This is a genomic window from Streptomyces sp. NBC_01429, from assembly GCF_036231945.1.
Classification (GTDB): domain Bacteria; phylum Actinomycetota; class Actinomycetes; order Streptomycetales; family Streptomycetaceae; genus Streptomyces.
Genome location: NZ_CP109599.1, coordinates 6,599,310 through 6,619,779 on the forward strand (window position 1 = coordinate 6,599,310; position 20,470 = coordinate 6,619,779).

The 20,470-nt window shown below is 73.0% G+C and carries 20 protein-coding genes; 15 read left to right on the forward strand and 5 right to left on the reverse strand.

Translation table 11 applies throughout. The annotated features are described in order from the left end of the window. Positions 1-31: 31 nt before the first annotated feature. The gene (gene mycP, locus OG627_RS29115) at positions 32-1,243 is read left to right on the forward strand and encodes a type VII secretion-associated serine protease mycosin (RefSeq protein ID WP_329070101.1); all 1,212 of its coding nucleotides are present in this window, start codon (positions 32-34) and stop codon (positions 1,241-1,243) included. Between the two features lie 8 nt (positions 1,244-1,251). On the opposite strand, the gene OG627_RS29120 is transcribed toward mycP, so the two are convergent. Then, complete coding sequence (locus OG627_RS29120) at positions 1,252-1,941, reverse strand: serine hydrolase (protein WP_329070103.1); 690 nt, start codon at positions 1,939-1,941, stop codon at positions 1,252-1,254. 41 nt (positions 1,942-1,982) lie between these two features. Here OG627_RS29120 and OG627_RS29125 point away from each other — a divergent pair, with 41 nt between their 5' ends. Next, positions 1,983-2,723, forward strand: a complete 741-nt coding sequence (locus OG627_RS29125; RefSeq protein ID WP_329070105.1) for an SseB family protein — start codon at positions 1,983-1,985, stop codon at positions 2,721-2,723. 52 nt (positions 2,724-2,775) lie between these two features. Here OG627_RS29125 and OG627_RS29130 read toward each other — a convergent pair whose 3' ends face one another. Beyond that, the gene (locus OG627_RS29130) at positions 2,776-3,141 is read right to left on the reverse strand and encodes a DUF1844 domain-containing protein (protein ID WP_329070107.1); all 366 of its coding nucleotides are present in this window, start codon (positions 3,139-3,141) and stop codon (positions 2,776-2,778) included. Positions 3,142-3,526: 385 nt separating this feature from the next. Here OG627_RS29130 and infC point away from each other — a divergent pair, with 385 nt between their 5' ends. The 10 genes from infC (at position 3,527) to OG627_RS29180 (ending at position 14,833) form a co-directional block, all read left to right on the forward strand. Then, positions 3,527-4,213 (forward strand): translation initiation factor IF-3, encoded by a 687-nt coding sequence (gene infC / locus OG627_RS29135; protein ID WP_114626555.1) that lies wholly within the window; start codon positions 3,527-3,529, stop codon positions 4,211-4,213. 126 nt (positions 4,214-4,339) lie between these two features. Next, positions 4,340-4,534, forward strand: coding sequence for a 50S ribosomal protein L35 (rpmI, locus tag OG627_RS29140; protein ID WP_030560333.1), 195 nt, complete (start codon positions 4,340-4,342; stop codon positions 4,532-4,534). A 101-nt stretch (positions 4,535-4,635) separates the two neighbouring features. Further along, a complete protein-coding gene (gene rplT, locus OG627_RS29145) occupies positions 4,636-5,022 on the forward strand; it encodes a 50S ribosomal protein L20 (RefSeq protein WP_114626556.1) in 387 nt (128 codons plus the stop codon). 104 nt (positions 5,023-5,126) lie between these two features. Next, positions 5,127-5,966 carry a TrmH family RNA methyltransferase gene (locus OG627_RS29150; RefSeq protein WP_329070115.1) on the forward strand — a complete coding sequence of 280 codons (840 nt, stop codon included), beginning with the start codon at positions 5,127-5,129 and terminating at the stop codon, positions 5,964-5,966. A gap of 83 nt (positions 5,967-6,049) precedes the next feature. Next, positions 6,050-7,246 (forward strand): sensor histidine kinase, encoded by a 1,197-nt coding sequence (locus OG627_RS29155; RefSeq protein ID WP_329070117.1) that lies wholly within the window; start codon positions 6,050-6,052, stop codon positions 7,244-7,246. Between the two features lie 124 nt (positions 7,247-7,370). After that, positions 7,371-8,498 (forward strand): phenylalanine--tRNA ligase subunit alpha, encoded by a 1,128-nt coding sequence (gene pheS / locus OG627_RS29160; protein WP_329070120.1) that lies wholly within the window; start codon positions 7,371-7,373, stop codon positions 8,496-8,498. Then, the gene (pheT, locus tag OG627_RS29165) at positions 8,498-11,026 is read left to right on the forward strand and encodes a phenylalanine--tRNA ligase subunit beta (protein WP_329070122.1); all 2,529 of its coding nucleotides are present in this window, start codon (positions 8,498-8,500) and stop codon (positions 11,024-11,026) included. Before pheS ends, pheT begins: the two co-directional genes overlap by 1 nt. 1,095 nt (positions 11,027-12,121) lie before the next feature. Beyond that, positions 12,122-12,592 carry a PP2C family protein-serine/threonine phosphatase gene (locus OG627_RS35585; protein ID WP_443073557.1) on the forward strand — a complete coding sequence of 157 codons (471 nt, stop codon included), beginning with the start codon at positions 12,122-12,124 and terminating at the stop codon, positions 12,590-12,592. Positions 12,593-12,865: 273 nt separating this feature from the next. Next, positions 12,866-14,206, forward strand: coding sequence for a transcriptional regulator (locus tag OG627_RS29175; RefSeq protein WP_329070124.1), 1,341 nt, complete (start codon positions 12,866-12,868; stop codon positions 14,204-14,206). A gap of 96 nt (positions 14,207-14,302) precedes the next feature. Then, positions 14,303-14,833: an NUDIX hydrolase gene (locus OG627_RS29180; protein ID WP_329070125.1), complete on the forward strand. Its 531-nt coding sequence runs from the start codon at positions 14,303-14,305 to the stop codon at positions 14,831-14,833. 28 nt (positions 14,834-14,861) lie between these two features. On the opposite strand, the gene OG627_RS29185 is transcribed toward OG627_RS29180, so the two are convergent. Beyond that, a complete protein-coding gene (locus OG627_RS29185) occupies positions 14,862-15,113 on the reverse strand; it encodes a hypothetical protein (protein WP_329070127.1) in 252 nt (83 codons plus the stop codon). A gap of 203 nt (positions 15,114-15,316) precedes the next feature. On the opposite strand from OG627_RS29185, the gene OG627_RS29190 reads away from it, so the two are divergent. Next, a complete protein-coding gene (locus OG627_RS29190; protein ID WP_329070129.1) occupies positions 15,317-15,652 on the forward strand; it encodes a hypothetical protein in 336 nt (111 codons plus the stop codon). A 37-nt stretch (positions 15,653-15,689) separates the two neighbouring features. Here OG627_RS29190 and OG627_RS29195 read toward each other — a convergent pair whose 3' ends face one another. Then, positions 15,690-16,556 carry a 3-hydroxybutyryl-CoA dehydrogenase gene (locus OG627_RS29195; protein ID WP_329073072.1) on the reverse strand — a complete coding sequence of 289 codons (867 nt, stop codon included), beginning with the start codon at positions 16,554-16,556 and terminating at the stop codon, positions 15,690-15,692. 191 nt (positions 16,557-16,747) lie between these two features. Here OG627_RS29195 and OG627_RS29200 point away from each other — a divergent pair, with 191 nt between their 5' ends. Beyond that, complete coding sequence (locus tag OG627_RS29200) at positions 16,748-18,049, forward strand: glycoside hydrolase family 10 protein (protein ID WP_443073558.1); 1,302 nt, start codon at positions 16,748-16,750, stop codon at positions 18,047-18,049. Positions 18,050-18,096: 47 nt separating this feature from the next. Here OG627_RS29200 and OG627_RS29205 read toward each other — a convergent pair whose 3' ends face one another. Then, complete coding sequence (locus tag OG627_RS29205) at positions 18,097-19,023, reverse strand: DMT family transporter (RefSeq protein WP_329070131.1); 927 nt, start codon at positions 19,021-19,023, stop codon at positions 18,097-18,099. Between OG627_RS29205 and OG627_RS29210 the strand changes: the two genes are divergently transcribed. Continuing rightward, positions 19,022-20,461, forward strand: coding sequence for an aminotransferase-like domain-containing protein (locus OG627_RS29210; RefSeq protein WP_329070133.1), 1,440 nt, complete (start codon positions 19,022-19,024; stop codon positions 20,459-20,461). The two genes, OG627_RS29205 and OG627_RS29210, sit on opposite strands and share 2 nt — an antisense overlap. The last annotated feature ends 9 nt before the right edge of the window (positions 20,462-20,470 follow it).

A 20,470-nucleotide genomic window follows, 5' to 3' on the forward strand; every position in this document is an offset into this window, starting at 1 on the left:
GCCCCCGACGCCCCCGAGGACGAGGATTCCCATGCCCCGCAGGACCGCCGGGCGCCGGCGCCACCGCGTCGCCGCCGTTCTCGCCGCCGCGTCCTTCCTCCTCGTCCCCGCCACCCCCGCGCACGCCGACGCGATCCGGATCCAGCAGTGGGCGCTGGAAGCGATGCACACCGACGCGGCCTGGCGCAGCGCCCAGGGCACGGGCATCACGGTCGCCGTCCTGGACACCGGCGTCGACGACACCCATCCCGACCTGGAGGGACAGGTGCTGGCGGGCAAGGACCTGATCGGCTTCGGCGCGGTACGCGGCGACCGCTCCTGGGCCAGGCACGGCACCGCCATGGCCGGGATCATCGCGGGACACGGCCACGGCTTCGACCGGTCCGACGGCGTCCTGGGGATCGCGCCCGAGGCGAAGATCCTGCCCGTCCGCGTCATCCTCGAAGGCACCGACCCGGCCAGGGCGAAGGCACGCTCCTCCAAAGGAGGAGCACTCGCCGAGGGCATACGGTGGGCCGCCGACCAGGGCGCCGACGTCATCAACCTCTCCCTGGGCGACGACAGCGAGTCCGCCCACCCGGAAGCGGGCGAGGACGCGGCCGTCCAGTACGCCCTGGCCAAGGGGGCCGTGGTCGTCGCCTCGGCGGGCAACGGGGGCGAGAAGGGCGACAACATCTCGTACCCGGCCGCCTACCCCGGCGTGATCGCCGTGACGGCGGTCGACCGCTACGGCACCCACGCGGCCTTCTCCACCCGCCGCTGGTACGCCACCGTCAGCGCGCCCGGGGTGGACGTCGTCATCGCCGATCCCGACCGCCGCTACTACGAGGGCTGGGGCACCAGCGCCGCCGCCGCGTTCGTCTCGGGCGCGGTCGCCCTCATCCGCTCGGCCCACCCCGATCTCACCCCCGCGCAGATCAAGAAGCTCCTCGCGGACACCGCGCGCGACGCGCCGAAGGACGGCCGCGACGACGCCAGGGGGTACGGAATGGTCGACCCCGCCGCCGCGATCGCGGCCGGCGCGAAGCTGCCCCGTACGGACCTGAGGAGCGAGGCGGCGGGCGCCGCGAGCTACGGCAAGCGGTACTTCGGCCACGGCCCCGACGTCGCACGCGAGGACCCGGAACCGGCCGCCTGGATCGCGCCCACGGCGGGCGCGGCGGGGGCGCTGCTGCTCGTCGGCGCGGTGCTGCTGTGGCGCCGCGGCGTCCGAAGGATCGGCGTACCCGGCTCCCTGGGCTGAGGCGCCGCTCAAGCTCCCCGGTCCGCGTCGCCCGCGCCGTCCGCACCGCCGGTGACCGCCCCCACGGCCCGGACCGCCTCGACCGCCGCCTCCTCGACCCGGGCGATGCCCGCCTCCAAAGAAGGATGGCCGTCCGACAGGACCGCGACCAGACACCCCCGCACCCGCCCCACCGAGTGCACCACCCACAGCCCGTCCGCGCCCCTCGGCAGCCAGCCGTTCTTGAGCGCCCAGCCGCCGCCCCCGCCGGCCGCCGACACACCCCAGTCCTGTCCCGGCACCACCCGGCCCATCAGCCTCACCAGACAGCGGCGCGACCGCTCGTCCAGCGCCGGATCCACGCCGAACACCGCCTTCAGCAGCGTCAGCTGGTCGTGCGCGGTGGTCCGGGTCAGCCCCCAGGCGGGCGCCGCCGCCGTCCGGGTCATGCCCAGCCGCGTGTGCGCCGCGTCCAGCCCCGCCACACCCCCGGCCGCCGCCCGCAGCGCCGTCGCCGCGTCGTTGTCACTACGTTCGATCATGGCCGCCGCGAGACGCTCCTCCTCGCCGCTCAGCCACCCGCCGGTGTCCCGCGCCCGCAGCAGCAGCGCCGCGAGGACCGCCACCTTCACCACACTGGCCGTGACGTACTCCCGGTCCGCGCCGTGCGCCACCGCCCGCCCGCTGTCCATGCCGTAAGCGGCGACCGAGAGATCCACCCGACGACCCTACGTTCCCCGGCGCCGTCTACTCTCGTCCCGTGGCGCTCAAGAACATCCCCGCATCCGCTTTCTCCGACGACGACGGCACCGCCGATCCCGCCCTCGCCGCGGCCCTCGCCGCCTGGGCCGAGGACCGGACCGCCGAGGGGGCCGAGGGGCGGGTGCTGGCGGCGCTCAAGGACGCCCGGCTGCTGGTCCCCATCGTCGCCGTGCTCGGCGAGACGGAGGAGGACGAGAACGGGCTGCGCCGGGAGAAGAACAGCGACATGGCCGTGCCCACGCTCCGGTCGGGGGACCGGCGGGCGCTGCCGGCCTTCACCTCCACCGAGGCGCTGACCCGCTGGGACGCCGGGGCCAGGCCCGTGGCCGTACCGCTGCACCAGGCGCTCCGAGCCGCCGCGCACGAGAAGGCCGACACCCTGGTGCTGGATCTGGCCGGGCCCGTCACGTACCAGCTCACCGGCCCCGGCCTGCTGGCCCTCGCCGAGGGCCGGGCCAGCGCCGACCCGCTGGACGATCCGGCGGTCACCGCCGCCGTACGGTCGGCCGTCGCCGCCGAGACCGCCGTCCTGCGCGCGTATCTCGGGCCGGGCAGCGCGGACGGCATCCTCGCGCTCGTCCTGGACCCGGCCGCGCCGCAGGCCGAGACCGCGCGCCGGATCGCCGAGGCGCTCGCGGCCGACGACGTGCTGAGGGCCCGCCTGGTGCGCGGACTCGACCTGGCACTGCTGCCGGCCGAGGCCACGCCGCCCGGCGAGCCCCTTTACGTGCGCGGGTGACGGATACGCGGGTGACGGAGCGGAGCCGAGCGGCCCGCTCGGCCGTGCGCCGTCAGCCGTAGACCGGACCCGTGTACTTCTCCCCGGGGCCCTGACCCGGCTCGTCCGGTACGAGCGACGCCTCCCGGAAGGCCAGCTGGAGCGACTTCAGCCCGTCGCGCAGCGGCGCCGCGTGGAAGGAGCTGATCTCCGTCGCGCTCGCGTCCATCAGCCCGGCCAGCGCGTGGACGAGCTTGCGCGCCTCGTCCAGGTCCTTGTGCGCGTCGCCCTCCTCGGTCAGCCCGAGCTTCACGGCCGCCGCGCTCATCAGATTCACCGCGACCGTGACGATCACCTCGACGGCGGGGACCTCCGCGATGTCGCGGGCCATGGCGTCGTAGCCGGGAGATTCTTCGGGTGGGGTCGTCGCGTCGCTCATGCGTCACACGATAGGCGTACGCCGGGGCGCTTCCGTCCCCGGGAGCGGGGCGGCGGAGCGCGGAGCCGGCCGGACGCAGCGGGTTAGCGCCCGCCCGGGGGAGCTGCTAACCTGGAGTAACGACCGGCCGGACACGCGTGTGCCCGGCCCACAAGTGGAGGCTCCGATCTCCCACCTGGCTGCCCTCCGCGGGCGGCGGGTCACCGGTCAGGTGGTGCCCATCGTTCCGTACGGACGATGGAACCGCCCGATGCGCCCCGTGATTCGTGCACGGCGGTGCTCCGGTATTCAAGGAGCTGCTGCCTGTGTGCCGTCCGGGGCCTTTTCTATGTTCCGCCGCGGTTGGTCTGTCAACAGACGTTACGCGGCTGTCTGCCAGACAGTCGTGTGGTGCTACCGAGGAGGATCCATCAGCGCCGAGCCCCGCATCAACGACCGGATTCGCGTTCCCGAAGTGCGACTTGTCGGTCCCAGTGGCGAGCAGGTGGGCATTGTGCCGCTCGCCAAGGCCCTGGAACTCGCACAGGAGTACGACCTGGACCTGGTCGAGGTCGCGGCGACAGCCCGTCCGCCCGTGTGCAAGCTCATGGACTACGGGAAGTTCAAGTACGAGTCGGCCATGAAGGCCCGTGAGGCGCGCAAGAACCAGGCGCACACGGTCATCAAGGAAATGAAGCTCCGGCCGAAGATCGACCCGCACGACTATGACACCAAGAAGGGTCACGTCGTCCGGTTCCTCAAGCAGGGGGACAAGGTCAAGATCACGATCATGTTCCGCGGTCGTGAGCAGTCCCGTCCCGAGCTTGGCTTCCGACTGCTCCAGCGGCTTGCCTCGGACGTGGAGGAACTCGGCTTCATCGAGTCCAACCCGAAGCAGGACGGCCGGAACATGATCATGGTTCTGGGCCCGCACAAGAAGAAGACCGAGGCCATGGCCGAGGCTCGCGAGGCGCAGGCCGCCCGCAAGGCCGAGCGTCAGGGCCACGCGACCGAGGAGTCGGCGGACGCGACGGGCGAGGCCACGGCCGAAGCCGCCGCCGAAGCTCCCGCCGAGGCATCTTCCGACGCGTGATCCGCGGGGTCGCCACCCAGGCGACCCCCGGCTCCGCCCGGAACCACACACCAGAGATCTGACGCGCCCGCGCGCCGGTCGAATCCGACCGGCTGGGAGCGCCACCGACGAGGAGAGAGCGGCGCCATGCCGAAGAACAAGACGCACAGCGGTGCCAGCAAGCGCTTCAAGATCACCGGCTCCGGCAAGGTGCTGCGGGAGCGGGCCGGCAAGCGCCACCTGCTCGAGCACAAGTCGTCGCGGCTGACGCGTCGCCTCACCGGCAACGCCGAGATGGCCCCGGGCGACGCCAAGAAGATCAAGAAGCTTCTCGGCAAGTGACGCCGCCGCCCCCGGTGACCGGGGGCGCGGCGCAGGACCGGGACCCATTCGTTTCCGGACCGTGTGAGTACCACCACGGTCCCGCTACAAGGAGTTAACACGTGGCACGCGTCAAGCGGGCAGTCAACGCCCACAAGAAGCGCCGGGCAATCCTCGAGGCGGCCAGCGGTTACCGCGGCCAGCGCTCGCGCCTGTACCGGAAGGCGAAGGAGCAGGTCACCCACTCCCTCGTTTACAACTACAACGACCGCAAGAAGCGCAAGGGCGACTTCCGTCAGCTGTGGATCCAGCGGATCAACGCCGCCGCCCGCGCCAACGGCATCACCTACAACCGCTTCATCCAGGGTCTGAAGGCCGCCAACGTCGAGGTCGACCGCAAGATCCTCGCCGAGCTGGCCGTCAACGACGCCAACGCGTTCGCCGCGCTGGTCGAGGTCGCCCAGAAGGCCCTCCCGAGCGACGTCAACGCTCCGAAGGCCGCCGCCTGACCCGTCAGGCAGCATGTGCTCTCCCTCCGGACCCGCAGGCATCACGCCTGCGGGTCCGGCGCGTTCCACCCCGTACCCCGCCACGAGAAGTGAGTCCGCCGCCGATGGCCACCCCCGAGCTGATCTCCCCGCGCTCCCCGCGTGTCACGGCCGCGCGGCGGCTCGCCAAGCGGGCCTTCCGCGGCAAGGAACGCCGGTTCATCGCCGAGGGGCCGCAGGCCGTACGTGAGGCGGTGGCCCACCGCGCGGACGGCGGCGAGCCCACGCTGACCGAGCTGTTCACCACCACCGAGGCCGCCGAGCGCCACGCCGACATCGTCGAGGCCGCGCGCGCCACCGGCGCCCGGATCCACTTCGCGCCCGACACGGTGCTCGCCGAGGTGTCCCAGACCGTCACCCCGCAGGGGCTGCTGGGCGTCTGCCGCTTCCTCGACTCGCCGTTCGAGGACATCCTGCGGAGCCGGCCCCGGCTCGTCGCCGTCCTCGCCCACGTCCGCGACCCCGGGAACGCCGGTACGGTGCTGCGCTGCGCCGACGCGGCGGGCGCCGACGCCGTCGTCCTCACCGACGCCTCGGTCGACCTGTACAACCCGAAGTCGGTTCGGGCTTCGGCCGGCTCGCTGTTCCACCTGCCGGTCGCCGTCGGTGTCCCCGTCGAGCTGGCCGTCCAGGGGCTCAAGGACGCCGGTGTAAGGATCCTCGCCGCCGACGGCGCGGGCGACCAGGACCTCGACGACGAGCTGGACGCGGGCACCATGGGCGCTCCCACCGCCTGGGTCTTCGGCAACGAGGCGTGGGGGCTGCCGGCCGAGACCCGCGCTCTCGCCGACGCCGTCGTACGGGTGCCGATCCACGGAAAGGCCGAGAGTCTGAACCTCGCGACCGCCGCGGCCGTATGTCTCTACGCCTCCGCACGCGCCCAGCGGGTCCGCGGTACGTGCTGAGGGGGTCCGCTCCGTCACGTACAGCTAGTACTGTTGCGCTTTCGGGGACCCACTGAGCTACGCGGAAGAGGTGGGGTGCGGGCATGACCGTCGGTGCGAGCGGATCCGCCGCTGTCCGGGGAGCCTTACCTCGCGCGCCCGGGAACGGCTCGGACGGGCCGGGGGACGACCCCGACGGCCGCCTCGCGAGCGCCCCCGGGACCGACCAGTCCGACGGCCTGCCCGGGATCGACCCCGACGACCTCCCCGACGGGCTGATCGTCGCCGACGAGACCGGCCGGGTCGTCTGCTTCAACGCCGCCGCCGCCCGGATCACCGCCATACCCCGCTCCGACGCCCTCGGCCACCCGCTGGAGCGCGCCCTGCCGCTGGAGGACCTCAAGGGCCGCCGCTGGTGGGCCCTGACCGATCCGTACGGCGGCCTCGCGACCCGGGTCGGCCAGCCCGAGCGCAACCTCCTGCTGCCCGGCGGCCGCGAGGTGCTGGTCTCCGCGCGCTACGTCCGCGCGTACCCCACCGGTCCGGTCCGCCGGCTGGTCGTCTGCGTGCGCGGCACCGAGGCGCGCCGCCGTACCGAACTCAGCCACGCGGAGCTGATCGCCACCGTCGCCCACGAGCTGCGCTCCCCGCTGACCTCCGTCAAAGGGTTCACGGCCACCCTGCTCGCCAAGTGGGAGCGGTTCACCGACGACCAGAAGCGGCTGATGCTGGAGACCGTCGACGCCGACGCCAACCGGGTCACCCGGCTGATCGCGGAGCTGCTGGACATCTCCCGGATCGACTCCGGGCGCCTGGAGCTGCGCCGCCAGCCCGTCGACGTCGGCACGGCCGTCGCGCGCCACGTGCAGTCGCACACCGCCTCCGGGCAGTCGCCCGACCGCTTCCTCGTGCGGATCCTGCAACCGCTGCCCGATCTGTGGGCCGATCCCGACAAGATCGACCAGGTGCTCGGCAACCTGCTGGAAAACGCGGTGCGCCACGGCGAGGGAACCGTCACCATTGAGGTGGCGGCCGCGGAGATCCAGCACGCGGCCCGGACGGAGAAGGGAACGGCCGTCACCGTGTGCGACGAGGGATCCGGCATTCCCGAGGAGTCGATGAGCCGCGTCTTCACCCGCTTCTGGCGGGGCAGCAAGCGCGGCGGGACCGGGCTCGGCCTGTATATCGTCAAGGGCATCGTCGAGGCCCACGGCGGAACGATCACCGTCGGCCGGGGACCCGGCGGCGGTGCCGAGTTCCGATTTATTCTGCCCGTCGGCACTCCGGCCCATCTGTCCTGACCGGTCCGGGCCGCCCACGGGCTCCCTCACCTTCGTACGACCTTTAGACTCGACCTTTGGCACCTCCGCGCCCCCAGTGATCGAGCAGGGTCGTTTCGCCAGCCAATCGGAAGTACGGGAAGAGATGTCCGCACCCAACAAGTCGTACGACCCGGTCGAGGTCGAGGCACTGAAACCGGAAGAGATCGAGCGCATGCGGGACGAGGCGCTCGCCGCCTTCGCCGCCGCCGGTGACCTCGACGCGCTCGCCCACGCGAAGACCGCGCACACCGGAGGCACGTCGCCGCTCGCCCTCGCCAACCGCGAGATCGGCGCGCTGCCCCCGCAGGCCAAGGCCGAGGCGGGCAAGCGCGTGGGCCAGGCGCGCGGCGCCGTCAGCAAGGCCCTCGCCGCCCGCCAGAGCGAGCTGGAGGCCGAGCGCGACGCCCGGGTCCTGGTCGAGGAGGCGGTGGACGTCACACTGCCGTACGACCGGATCCCGGCCGGCGCCCGCCACCCGCTGACCACCTTCATGGAGCGGGTCACGGACGTCTTCGTGGCCATGGGCTACGAGGTCGCCGAGGGGCCCGAGGCCGAGGTGGAGTGGTTCAACTTCGACGCGCTCAACTTCGTCCCCGACCACCCCGCGCGCCAGATGCAGGACACCTTCTTCGTCCAGGGGCCCGAGGGCACCGAGGGCGACGAGTCCGGCGTCGTGCTCCGTACCCACACCTCGCCGGTGCAGGCCCGCTCGCTGCTGGCGCGCGAGCTGCCCGTCTACGTCGTCTGCCCCGGGCGGGTCTACCGCACCGACGAGCTGGACGCCACGCACACCCCGGTCTTCCACCAGATCGAGCTGATCGCCGTGGACGAGGGCCTCACCATGGCCGACCTCAAGGGCACCCTGGACCACATGGTGCAGGCGCTCTTCGGCCCGGACATGAAGACCAGGCTCCGGCCCAACTTCTTCCCGTTCACCGAGCCGTCCGCCGAGATGGACATGGTCTGCTACGTCTGCCGCGGCGAGTCCGTCGGCAACCCCGACCGGCCCTGCCGCACCTGCGGCAGCGAGGGCTGGATCGAGCTGGGCGGCTGCGGCATGGTCAACCCCAAGGTGCTCACCGCCTGCGGCGTCGACCCCAAGAAGTACAGCGGATTCGCCTTCGGGTTCGGCATCGAACGGATGCTGATGTTCCGCCACAACGTCGAAGACATGCGAGACATGGTCGAGGGTGACGTCCGGTTCACCCGGCCGTTCGGGATGGAGATCTGATGCGGGTCCCGCTTTCCTGGCTGCGGGAGTACGTCGACCTGCCGGCGACGGAGACCGGCCGTGACGTGCAGGCCAAGCTCGTCTCCGCCGGTCTGGAGGTCGAGACCGTCGAGCAGCTCGGCGCCGGCCTCAAGGGCCCCCTCGTCGTGGGCAAGGTCCTCACCATCGAGGAGCTGGAGGGCTTCAAGAAGCCCATCCGCTTCTGCACCGTCGACGTCGGCGCCGCCAACGGCACCGGCGCGCCGCAGGAGATCGTCTGCGGCGCGCGCAACTTCGCCGTCGGCGACAAGGTCGTCGTGGTCCTGCCCGGCGCGGTCCTGCCGGGCGACTTCGCGATCTCCGCGCGCAAGACGTACGGCAAGACCTCGCACGGCATGATCTGCTCCGGCGACGAGCTGGGCATGGGCGACGACGGCACCGGCGGCATCATCGTGCTGCCGCCCGAGCACGAGACGGGCACCGACGCCATCGCCCTGCTGGAGCTGGTGGACGAGGTCCTCGACATCGCGGTCACCCCCGACCGCGGCTACTGCCTGTCGATGCGCGGAGTCGCCCGCGAGACCGCCATCGCCTACGGACTGCCGCTGCGCGACCCCGCGCTGCTCGACGTGCCCGCGCCCAACGCCTACGGCCACCCCGTGAAGATCGCCGACCCCCGGGGCTGCGACCGCTTCACCGCCCGTACGGTCACCGGTCTCGACCTGGAGGCCCGCAGCCCCATCTGGCTGCGCCGCCGCCTCCAGAAGGCCGGGATGCGGCCGATCTCGCTCGCCGTCGACATCACCAACTACGTGATGCTGGAGCTGGGCCAGCCCCTGCACGCCTACGACCGCGCGCGCCTCGAAGGGCCGATCGGGGTCCGCCGCGCCCAGCAGGGCGAGAAGATCACCACGCTCGACGGCGTCGCCCGGGTCCTGGACGCCCAGGACCTGGTCATCACCGACGACCGGGGGCCGATCGGCCTCGCGGGCGTGATGGGCGGCGCCCACACCGAGATCGCCGACACCACGGCCCACCCGGAGACCGGCGAGGCCCAGGGCACCACCGAGGTGGTCATCGAGGCCGCGCACTTCGACGCGATCTCCATCGCCAGGACCGCGCGCCGCCACAAGCTGCCCTCCGAGGCGTCCAAGCGCTTCGAGCGCGGCACCGACCCGCAGGCCACGGCCGCCGCCGCGCAGCGGACCGTCGACCTGCTGGTGCTCCTCGCCGGCGGCTCGGCCGAGGCCGGGGTCACCGAGATCTTCGCGCCGTCCGCGCCGCACACCATCGCCATGCCCGCCGACCACCCCGACCGCGTCGCGGGCGTGACCTACGGCCGCGAGACCGTCGTACGCCGGCTCCAGCAGATCGGCTGCGACGTCTACGGGCAGGACGAGCTGGTCGTCACCGTGCCGTCCTGGCGCCCCGACCTCGGCGCGCCCAACGACCTCGCCGAGGAGGTCATCCGGCTGGAGGGGTACGAGAACCTGCCCTCCACGCTGCCCACTCCGCCGTCCGGCCGCGGCCTCACCGAGCGCCAGCGGCTGCACCGCAGGGTCGGCCGCGCGCTGGCCGGCGCCGGCTATGTCGAGGCGCTGAACTACCCGTTCACCGGCACCGCCGTACTCGACGCCTTCGGGCTGCCCGCCGCCGACGAGCGCCGCCGTACGGTCACGCTCGTCAACCCGCTGTCCGACGAGGAACCCGCGCTGCGCACCACGCTGCTGCCGGGCCTGATCACCGCGCTGCGCCGCAACGACGGCCGGGGCTCGCACGATCTGGCGCTCTTCGAGACCGGCCTGGTCTTCCGGCCCACCGGGGACGAGACCGTGCCGCTACGGCTGCCGGTCGACCGGCGTCCGACCGACGAGGAGGTGGCCGCGCTCGACACCGCGCTGCCGCGCCAGCCGCGCCACGCGGCCGTCGTCCTGACCGGCGCGCGCGAGCGGGCCGGCTGGTGGGGCAAGGGCACGCCCTCGGTGTGGGCGGACGCGGTCGAGGCGGCCCGTACCGTCGCCCGTGAGGCCGGCGTCGAGCTGACCGTGCGGGCCGGCCGGTACGAGCCCTGGCACCCGGGCCGCTGCGCGGCGCTGTCCGTCGTGATCGACGGCGTGGAGACGCCCGTCGGCCACGCCGGGGAGCTGCACCCCCGGGCGGTCAAGGCGCTCGGCCTGCCGGAGCGCACCAGCGCCATGGAGATCGACCTCGACCTGCTGGAAGAGGCGTCCGCCGGCGCGCTGCGCGCGCCGAGGATCTCCACCTACCCGGTCGCCACCCAGGACGTGGCGCTGGTCGTCCCGGCCGAGGTGCCGGCCGCCGAGGTGGAGCGGGCGCTGCACGAGGGCGCGGGGGAACTCCTGGAGTCCCTGCGGCTGTTCGACGTGTTCGCCGGGGAGCAGATCGGCGCGGGCCACAAGTCCCTCGCGTACGCCCTGCGGTTCCGCGCGCCGGACCGCACACTGACGGTCGACGAGGCGACGGCCGCGCGCGACGCGGCGGTGGCACTGGCCGCCGAGCGGACCGGGGCGGTGCTGCGGGGCGCCTGAGCTTCGGCTCGGCGCCCACGGTCCGACCTGGCCGTTCGGTGCGTTGTTCGACGGAGAACCCGCCGGTGAGGGGCGCGTCCTGATTCTTGGACGCGCCCCTCACTCGTTCGAGTGAGGAAGCCGGGCGTGGTTCGCCAACGGGCTCCGGTGATCGACACAATCAATCCGGCCAGGTCGGTCGACATATGCCGCGCGGCTCAGAGGCTCGCGTTTTCGGATCGGGCCGGACGGCGAGCGGGTCCGGTGCCGGGCACCGCGAGGTGGAGGAGGGAGTCATGGCCGGGTCATGGCGACCGACGACAGCGGGACTTCCGCCACACGCCCCGGGAGCGGCACGGCGGTTCGCGAGCCCGGCGTGGTGCCGACGGGAGGCCCGTACGGCCGGACGGCCGAGGGGGACCGGCGGATGAATCGGACCAGGACACAGGACGACGCGTCCCACGACCCGTACAGGGACGAACTGGAGGAGGCGTCCGCCTCCTGGGGCTTCGTCGAGTGCGCGGTGCCCGGCGGACTGCTCGCCCTGGTCGTCACCTGGGAGCTGACCCGCCCGACCACCACGCGCGAGAACTTCTCCGCCCGCGTGGTGACCTGCGTGGCGTTCGTGCTGGTGATGGTCTATCTCCTGGTGCGGTTACGGCGCCGGGCGGCGCGCGAGCTGGGCGAGGTACGGGCGGTGGCGCGCGCCGCGCAGGAGACGCTGATCCGCCCGCTGCCCCACCGGCTGGACGGGCTGACCATCGCCGCCCGCCAGATCTCCGCCTCCCGGGGCGCCGAGGTCGGCGGCGACCTGTACGAGGCCGTCGCCACCGCGCACGGCGTCCGCGTCGTCATCGGCGATGTGCGCGGCCACGGGCTGCCGGCCATCGGCATGGTCGCCGCGGTCCTCGGCAGCTTCCGGGAGGCCGCGTACGACGAGACCGGCCTCGACGGCGTCCTGCGCCGCCTCGACCGGGCCCACCAGCGCCAGCTGCGGGACCAGTTGGGGGCCGCCCGTCCGCCGGCCAGGCGGGGACGGGCGCGGCGGAGCAGGAGTGCCTGTCGGCCGAGGAGTTCGTCACCCTGCTGCTCCTGGAGATCGGCGCCGACGCCGAGGTGCGGGCGCTCAACTGCGGCCATCCGTGGCCCTATCGGCTGGGCAGAGGCGCCGCCCGGCTGGCCGCGGGCGAGCCGCTGCCCCCGCTGGGGACCGTACCGCTGCCCGCCAGCCTGCCGCCGTACCGCTGCGGCCGGCTGCTGCCCGGCGAGACGCTCGTCCTGCACACCGACGGCGCGGAGGACGCCCGCGACTCCGCCGGACGCTTCTTCGGCCTGCCGGAAGCGCTCACCCGCGCCGCCTCGGGACCGCCGCTGCCGCCGGCCGCCGTGGTGCGCCAGCTCCACTCCGCGCTGCTGCGCCATACCGGCGGCCGGGTCACCGACGACATGGCGCTCCTCGTCCTGCGCAACGACCGCCCCGCGACCGACGAGCGCGATCGTGTGCCCCCGCAGTCCGGCGAGCCGGTGCTGGGACCCACCCGCCCGGCCTCCTCCCACCGCCCCTGCCACGAGGGGCGGGGACGGTGACGGCGGGGGAGGAGCGCCGGACACGTGGTCCCGTCCGCCCTGCCGTCGGAGCGTCGGGCAGGTTCCGGCAGGGCGGACGGTGCGGGGTGCGGGCCGTCGCACTGTACGAGGGGGAGCCGACGGCCCGGCCGCCTCTTTCAGGAGGCGATTCAGTCAATCGTCCCCGGAGGGGCCCGCGGCAGGGTGCACGTGCCGCGGAAGCGGGCATTACGTTCACACCCCGTGCGTTTCCCGTTCCACTACTCTGGTTCGGCCGAGCCACCGGAGGGGCACATGCAGCCCAATTCTCTGCTCGATTCCCTGCTCGACGAGGCGGGCATCTCCCATGCCGGTCTCGCCGCCCGGGTCAACCAGGCGGGCCGTACCAAGGGGATCGCCCTGCGGTACGAACACACCGCCGTATCACGGTGGCTGAAGGGCCAGCGGCCACGCGGCCAGGTGCCCGACCTGATCTGCGTGGTGCTGAGCGACCGGCTGCACCGCCCGCTCACCCTCGACGACATCGGGCTCGGGGTGGCGGGCGAGGCGCCCGTCCCGCACGGCACACCGCTCTCCGGTTTCGTGGAGCGCGCCACCGCCCTGTGGCGCAGCGACGAACAGCAACGGCCGCACATAGTGGGCGCCCCCACGGTCACCGGTACGCCCGCCGTCATGCCCGTCTGGGAGTGGGAGAACCCGCCCGAGGACTCCGACGTCTCGCGCAGCGGGTCCAACCGGGTCGGCCCCACCGACATCGAGCTGCTGCGATCGGCCAGGGCGCACTACGAGTTGATGTACCGCAGGGCGGGCGGGGTCGCGACCCGGGCCCGTATCGTCCGCTTCCTCAACGCGGAGGCCGCGCCGCTGCTGCGCGGCGGGTACACCGACGCGCTGGGCCGTCAACTGCACCGCGCCACCGGGGGACTGGTGGCGGTGGCCGGAATCTGCGCCTACGACTCCGACGCGCACGGGCTCGCGCAGCGCTACTTCCACCAGGCGCTGCGGCTGGCCAAGGCCAGCGGCGACCGGGGGCTGGGCGCCTATGTCATCGCGCTGCTGGTCAACCAGTCGCTGTATCTGGGGGAGTACCGCCAGGCCGTGGCCTTCGCGGAGGCCGCGCTGCGCACGGCGGGCCGGCAGATCACCCCGGCGCTCGCCGCCGATCTGTACGCGATGCAGGCCAAGTCGTACGCCCATCTCGGCGACGGCGGCGGCGCGCTGGGCTGCATCCGGCGGGCGGAGACGGAGGCGGAGCGCATCCGCCCGGCCGGCGAGCCGGACGAGACCGGCTACGTACAGCCGGGGCTGGTCAACGTACAGGTGGCGGAGGCGCTCCTCAGTCTCGGTGATCTGGCGGCAGCCCGGGTGCACGCGACGGCGGCCGTGGACACTCCGGCGCACGACCGGGGCAGGGTGCACCGGTTGGCGATGCTCAGCCACATCGAGCTGCGGCAGGGCGAGCCGGACCGGGCAGCCAGGACCGCGGCGGAGATGGCGGAGCGGGCCATGGGCATGGAGTCCCAGCGGCTGCGGGACCGGCTGCGCGCCGTACGGGAGCAGTTGGTGGCCAGCGGTTCGGCCGTGGCCGAGGAGACGGCGGAACTGATCGAGGGGGCGCTGCGCGTACCGCTGTAAGTCTCCGTGAGCCCCTTCGTGAGCCCCCCGCGCGTTCCCGCATGCTCGTTCTGCTGCTGCGATATTGCCATCAACTTGTCGGAAGGTGGCAGAAACGTGCAGTGGACGAAACTAAGCGAACAAACCGTCTATGAAAACCGCTGGTTCCAGGTGAATCTGGCGGACGTCAAACTCCCCGACGGCCGGCATCTGGACCACTTCCTCATCCGGCTCCGCCCGGTCGCCGTGGCGACCGCGGTCAACTCCGCCAACGAGGTGCTGATGCTCTGGCGGCACCGCTTCATCACCGACAGCTGGGGCTGGGAGCTGGCCGCGGGGGTCGTCGAGGACGGCGAGGACATCGAGACCGCGGCGGCGCGGGAGATGGAGGAGGAGACCGGGTGGCGCCCGGGCCCGCTCCGGCATCTGCTCACCGTCGAGCCGTCCAACGGTCTGAGCGACGCCCGGCACCATCTCTACTGGTCCGACGAGGCCACGTACATGGGCCATCCCGAGGACGACTTCGAGTCCTCGCGCCGGGAGTGGGTGCCGCTCAAACTGATCCCGGACATGATCGCCAAAGGCGAGATCCCGGCCGCCAACATGACGGCCGGGCTGCTGATGCTCCATCACTTGCGCCTGGGGTAGCCCACTGAGGCCGTGGCGGGCGAAGGCCTCAGCGGCCGACGGCCTGCCAGACCGTCGTCGCGAGCGCGCCGAGCGCGCAGAGTGACGCCACGGCGGGCAGCGGCCAACGGGCTTGTTCCAGCGCCGCGACGCGCACGGCCAGATCGGCCACGTCCTTGTCGGTCTGGTCGATGCGCTGCGCCAGCAACGCCATTCTGCCGTCGGTCCTCGCCTGACCGACGTCGAGACTCCTGCGTAACTCTGCGTCGGCGACCGCGGAATGGTCGGGGTCGGTGTTCACGGATCCGCTCCTGTTCGGGGAAGTGTCCCAAGGTGCCGGTGGTTCACCGGCCGAGTGAAACCGAGTCAACTACCCCTGGGTACAGGGCATCAGGGTGTGTGGATGGCATATGCGCGCACCCTTCGCACACGCCGTGCGAATCGCGGTTACCGGGAGTAGCGCAGGGGTCGGTAAGGGCCCTTCCGTACCGATATCCTCGCCCCATGCCACTGACCAGACGCAAGGTGAACGAGAGCCTTGCGAAGACGGACCGCTTCCTCGGCGGGCACACGCCCCCGACCCGGTTCCAGCTCTTCGTCGCACGCCACCCGCTGGGGACGGGACTTGTCGCCGCCGCCCCGCTCACCCTCGCCTCGCTCGTGACCGTCCTGCCGGTCGACGGACCGGCCGAGGCTCTCGTCGGAGTGGCGATCGGCGCGGGCATCGGCGCGACCTTCGGCGTCTCGGCGTTCCTGGAACGTGTCCGTCAGCAACGCCTGATCGCCCAGGGCCTGTACGAACCGTCCGAGCGCCCCCGGCGCCGGCGCGGGCGGCGCTGAGGGGCACTGGCCGTACGGGTGGAGCGACGGTGGTGCGTCAGACGGCGGAGTACGCGTAGAAGCCCGCGCCCGTCTTGCGGCCGAGCCGGCCCGCGTCCACCATCCGCTGGAGCAGCGGGGAGGCGGCGTACAGCGGCTCCTTGTACTCCTCGTACATCGAGTCGGCGACCGAGGCCACGGTGTCCAGACCGATCAGATCCGCGAGCTTGAGCGGGCCCATCGGATGGGCGCAGCCCATCTCCATCCCGTTGTCGATGTCCTCACGGCTGGCGATGCCCGACTCGTACATCCGGATCGCGGCCAGCAGATACGGGATGAGCAGCGCGTTCACCACGAAGCCCGAGCGGTCCTGGGCGCGGATGGCGTGCTTGCCCAGCACGCCCTGGACCACGGCCTCGGCGCGCAGAACCGTCTCCTCGGAGGTGGTCAGCGCGGGGATCAGCTCGACGAGCTTCTGCACGGGGGCCGGATTGAAGAAGTGGATCCCGATCACCTGGTCGGGGCGGGAGGTCGCCACGGCGAGCTTGACCAGCGGGATGGAGGAGGTGTTGGAGGCGAGGATCGCGTCCGGCCGGGTCACCACCTGGTCGAGCACCCGGAAGATCTCGTTCTTGACCTGCTCGTTCTCCACGACGGCCTCGATGACGAGATCGCGGTCGGCGAACTCCCCGAGGTCGGTGGTGAAGCTGAGCCGGTCGAGCGTCGCGTCCCGCTCCTCCTCGGTGATCTTGCCGCGCTCGGCGGCCTTGGAGAGCGAGTTGTGCAGCCGGGTCCGGCCGATCTCCAGTGCCTCGCCGGTGGTCTCGGCGACCATGACCTCCAGGCCGCTGCGGGCGGCGACCTCCGCGATGCCTGCGCCCATCTGGCCGCAGCCCACCACTCCGACGCGGACGATATCGGTCAGGGTGTCGGTCACATCGTGCCTTTCGCTGGTCCGTGTCCCGGCAGGTCCCCCGGGTGATTCCGGCGCCCGCCCGGGACAGGACGTTACTCCGCCGGGGGGTGTGGGCGGTGGGCCGGGGCGGGCATGACCAGAGAGCAGGGCGGGCCGCCGGAACCGGTGGCGGGCCGCACGGACCGGGCGAGGGACGGCGCATGGAGCAAGGCAGTGACCAGCGGGTGGGTCCGGGCGGCCGGCGGGCGGGGCCGATCGGCAGGAGGGGCTTCGTGGCCGCCGGGGTGGGGATGGCCGCCGCCCTGCTGACGGCCGGGGACGCGGCGGTCGCGGTCGGGCAGGCGCGGTCAGGGGCGGGACGGCCCGGCGCACCGCGCCCGGAGCTGCGCGGGATGTGGATCGCCACCGTCGCCAACCGGGACTGGCCGTCCAAGGCCGGGCTGACGGCCGCCGCGCAGCGCACCGAACTGATCAAGCACCTGGACACCGCCGTCAGGCGCGGCCTGAACGCCGTCGTCCTCCAGGTCCGGCCGACCGCCGACGCCCTGTGGCCCTCGCCGTACGAGCCGTGGGCGCAGTGCCTCACCGGCACCCAGGGCAAGGACCCCGGCTGGGACCCGCTGGGCACGGCCGTACGGGAGGCGCACGCGCGCGGTCTGGAACTGCACGCCTGGTTCAACCCGTACCGCGTCGCCAACCACACCGACCCCGGGCGGCTGATCGCGACCCACCCGGCGAGGGTCCACCCGGAGTGGGTCGTCCCGTACGGCGGGAAGCTCTACTACAACCCGGGCCTGCCCGAGGTCAGGACGTTCGTCCAGAACGCGATGCTGGACGCGGTCGAGCGGTACGACATCGACGCCGTCCACTGGGACGACTACTTCTATCCGTACCCGGTCGCCGGCGAGAGCTTCGACGACGACGCGGCCTACCGGCGCCACGGCGCGGGATTCTCCAGCAGGGCGGCCTGGCGGCGGGACAACACCGACCGGCTGGTGCGTGAGACGGGCGAGCGGATCAAGAAGACCAAGCCGGCCGTACGGTTCGGCATCAGTCCCTTCGGCGTGTGGCGCAACGCCGCCACCGACCCGCTCGGCTCGGACACCAGGGGCGGCGTCCAGACGTACGACGACCTGTACGCCGACACCCGCGCGTGGGTCAGGAAGGGCTGGATCGATTACATCGTGCCGCAGCTGTACTGGAACATCGGCTTCGCGGCCTGCGACTACGCGAAGCTGCTGCGCTGGTGGGACGGGGTGGTACGCGGCACGGGCGTCGACCTGTACATCGGCGAGGCGCTCTACAAGGCGGGCGACCCGGCCCAGCCCGCCGCCTGGCAGGACCCGGCCGAGCTGTCGCGTCATCTCACCCTCGCCAAGGAGTACCCGGGGGTGCGCGGCCACTGCTACTTCTCCGCGAAGGAGGTCGGGGCCGACCCGATCGGCGCGATGAGCCGGGTGGTGGCCGACCACTACCGCAAGCGGGCCCGGCCGCTGCTCTGAACGCCGCTGCTCTGAGTGCCGCCGCCCTGAGCAGCGGCCGCCGCGGACTACGTGCGGGCTCGCTGGGTGACCACGATGCAGACCAGCACCGCCACGGCGGCCAGCGGCGCGGCGGGCGTGAGGTGTTCGCCCAGCAGGAGCACCGACCAGACCAGGGTCAGCACCGGCTGGGCGAGCTGGAGCTGACTGGCCTTGGCGATACCGATCGCCGCCATGCCCCGGTACCAGACGTACAGTCCGAAGAACTGCGAACCGGCCGCCACCCAGACCAGCCCGATCACCCCGTGGGCCGTCAGGCGCACCGGTTCGAACGACAGCGCCACCGCCGCGCCCGCCACCGAGAGCGGCAGACAGCCGACCAGCGCCCAGCCGACCACCTGCCAGCCGGGCATCTCCCGCGCCAGCCTGCCGCCCTCCGTGTAGCCCGCAGCGCAGACCAGCAGCGCGCCGAAGAGATACAGATCCCCGGCGGACAGGGCGCCGCCGCTCTGCTGGACCGCGAAGGCGATCACCACGGCCGCGCCGGCCAGCGCGGCGACCCAGAAGCTCCGGGAGGGCCGCCGGCCCGTGCGCACCGCGCCGAACGCGGCGGTGGTGAGCGGCAGCAGCCCGACCACGACGGCCGCGTGCGCGGTGGTCGAGGTCTCCAGCGCCAGCGTCGTCAGCAGCGGGAAGCCCACCACGACGCCGCCGCCGACCACCGCGAGGCCGCCCCAGTGGCGGCGCCCGGGGAGCGGGACGCGCAGCGCCAGCAGGAAACCGCCGGCGAGCAGCGCGGCGAGCACGCCGCGCACGGCGACGAGGGACCAGGGGCCGAAGCTCTCCAGCCCCCACACGGTGGACGGGAAGGTGAGCGAGAAGGACAGGACGCCGAGCCCGGCGAGCAGGGTGCCGCCGCCGTCCCGGCGACCGCTGTCGGAAGCCTCGCCGACTGCTATCGAACCGGAGCCGGTAGCGCTATTCTGTGCTGTCATGCAAGAGCGTAGCAGCGTGTCCGAACTGGCGAATTCCCTGCGGGCGGAGTTGAACCGCTACTCACCCGGTGGAAAGCTGCCGTCCAGCCGCGCTCTGGTCGAGCGCTTCCGGGTCTCGCCGGTGACCGTCTCCCGCGCCCTCGCCCGGCTCGCCGCCGAAGGACTGGTGACCACCCGCCCCGGCGCCGGGGCCTTCCGCGCCCCCGCCAGACCCGGGACGCCCCCGCCCGGCGACACCTCCTGGCAGGAGGTCACCCTCAGCGCCGACGCCTCGGCCGAACCCGTACCGCGCGCCGTCGACGCCTCCGGGGTGCTCGTCACGCTCGCCGAGCCCGCGCCCGGCGTCATCGAGTTCAACGGCGGCTATCTGCACCCCTCGCTCCAGCCCGAGCAGGCGATGGGCGCCGCCCTGGCGCGGGCCGGCAGACGGCCGGGCGCCTGGGGCCGGCCGCCCGTCGACGGCCTGCCCGAGCTGCGCGACTGGTTCGCCCGGGGGATCGGCGAGACCCGCACCGCCGCCGAGGTACTGATCACGGCGGGCGGCCAGAGCGCGCTGACCACCGCGTTGCGGGCGCTCGCACCGCCCGGCGCGCCCCTCCTCGTCGAATCACCCACCTACCCGGGGATGCTGGCGATCGCCCGCGCCGCCGGGCTGCGCCCCGTACCGGTGCCGGTGGACGCCGAGGGGGTACGGCCCGAGCTGCTCGCCGCCGCGTTCCGCGCCTCCGGCGCCAAGGTCTTCATCTGCCAGCCGCTCTTCCAGAACCCCACCGGCGCCGTGCTCTCGGCGGCCCGCCGGCCCGAGGTGCTGCGGATCGCCCGGGAGGCCGGGGCGTTCGTCGTGGAGGACGACTTCGTACGGCGGCTGGTCCACGAGGACGCGGGCCCGCTGCCCGGACCGCTGGCCGCCGACGACCCCCACGGCGTCGTCGTGCACGTCTGCTCGCTCACCAAGGCGACCTCCCCGAGCCTGCGGGTCGCCGCGCTGGTCGCGCGCGGCCCGGTCCTGGAGCGGCTGCGCGCCATCCATGTGGTCGACACCTTCTTCGTACCGCGCCCGTTCCAGGAAGCCGCGCTCGAACTGGTGGGATCCGCCGCCTGGAACCGCCATCTGCGCTCCCTCTCCACCGAGCTGACGAACCGCAGGAACACCATGACCGCCGCGCTGCGCACCGCGCTGCCCGAACTCGCGCTCCCGCACATCCCGGCCGGCGGCTACCACCTCTGGCTGCGCCTGCCGGACGGCACCGACGAACAGGCCGTCGTCTCCGCCGCCCTGCGCGCGGGCGTCGCGGTCGCGCCGGGCCGGCCGTACTTCGGCGCTGAGCCGCCCGCCGCCCATCTGCGGCTGAGCTTCGCCGCGGTGGCGGGAGCCGGGCAGATCACCGAGGGCGTACGGCGGCTGCGGACGGCCTGCGACGGGACGCTCGGCCGCTGAAGTCCCCGG

Excerpts from the sequence above, each read along its gene's own strand:
- OG627_RS29200 (WP_443073558.1), top strand. The coding sequence starts at position 16,748 with ATGGAGCAAGGCAGTGACCAGCGGGTGGGTCCGGGCGGCCGGCGGGCG.
- rpmI (WP_030560333.1), top strand. The coding sequence starts at position 4,340 with ATGCCGAAGAACAAGACGCACAGCGGTGCCAGCAAGCGCTTCAAGATC.
- pheT (WP_329070122.1), top strand. The coding sequence starts at position 8,498 with ATGCGGGTCCCGCTTTCCTGGCTGCGGGAGTACGTCGACCTGCCGGCG.
- OG627_RS29130 (WP_329070107.1), bottom strand. The coding sequence starts at position 3,141 with ATGAGCGACGCGACGACCCCACCCGAAGAATCTCCCGGCTACGACGCC.
- OG627_RS29155 (WP_329070117.1), top strand. The coding sequence starts at position 6,050 with ATGACCGTCGGTGCGAGCGGATCCGCCGCTGTCCGGGGAGCCTTACCT.
- OG627_RS29175 (WP_329070124.1), top strand. The coding sequence starts at position 12,866 with ATGCAGCCCAATTCTCTGCTCGATTCCCTGCTCGACGAGGCGGGCATC.
- pheS (WP_329070120.1), top strand. The coding sequence starts at position 7,371 with ATGTCCGCACCCAACAAGTCGTACGACCCGGTCGAGGTCGAGGCACTG.
- mycP (WP_329070101.1), top strand. The coding sequence starts at position 32 with ATGCCCCGCAGGACCGCCGGGCGCCGGCGCCACCGCGTCGCCGCCGTT.
- OG627_RS29210 (WP_329070133.1), top strand. The coding sequence starts at position 19,022 with ATGCAAGAGCGTAGCAGCGTGTCCGAACTGGCGAATTCCCTGCGGGCG.
- OG627_RS29190 (WP_329070129.1), top strand. The coding sequence starts at position 15,317 with ATGCCACTGACCAGACGCAAGGTGAACGAGAGCCTTGCGAAGACGGAC.
- OG627_RS29150 (WP_329070115.1), top strand. The coding sequence starts at position 5,127 with ATGGCCACCCCCGAGCTGATCTCCCCGCGCTCCCCGCGTGTCACGGCC.
- OG627_RS29205 (WP_329070131.1), bottom strand. The coding sequence starts at position 19,023 with ATGACAGCACAGAATAGCGCTACCGGCTCCGGTTCGATAGCAGTCGGC.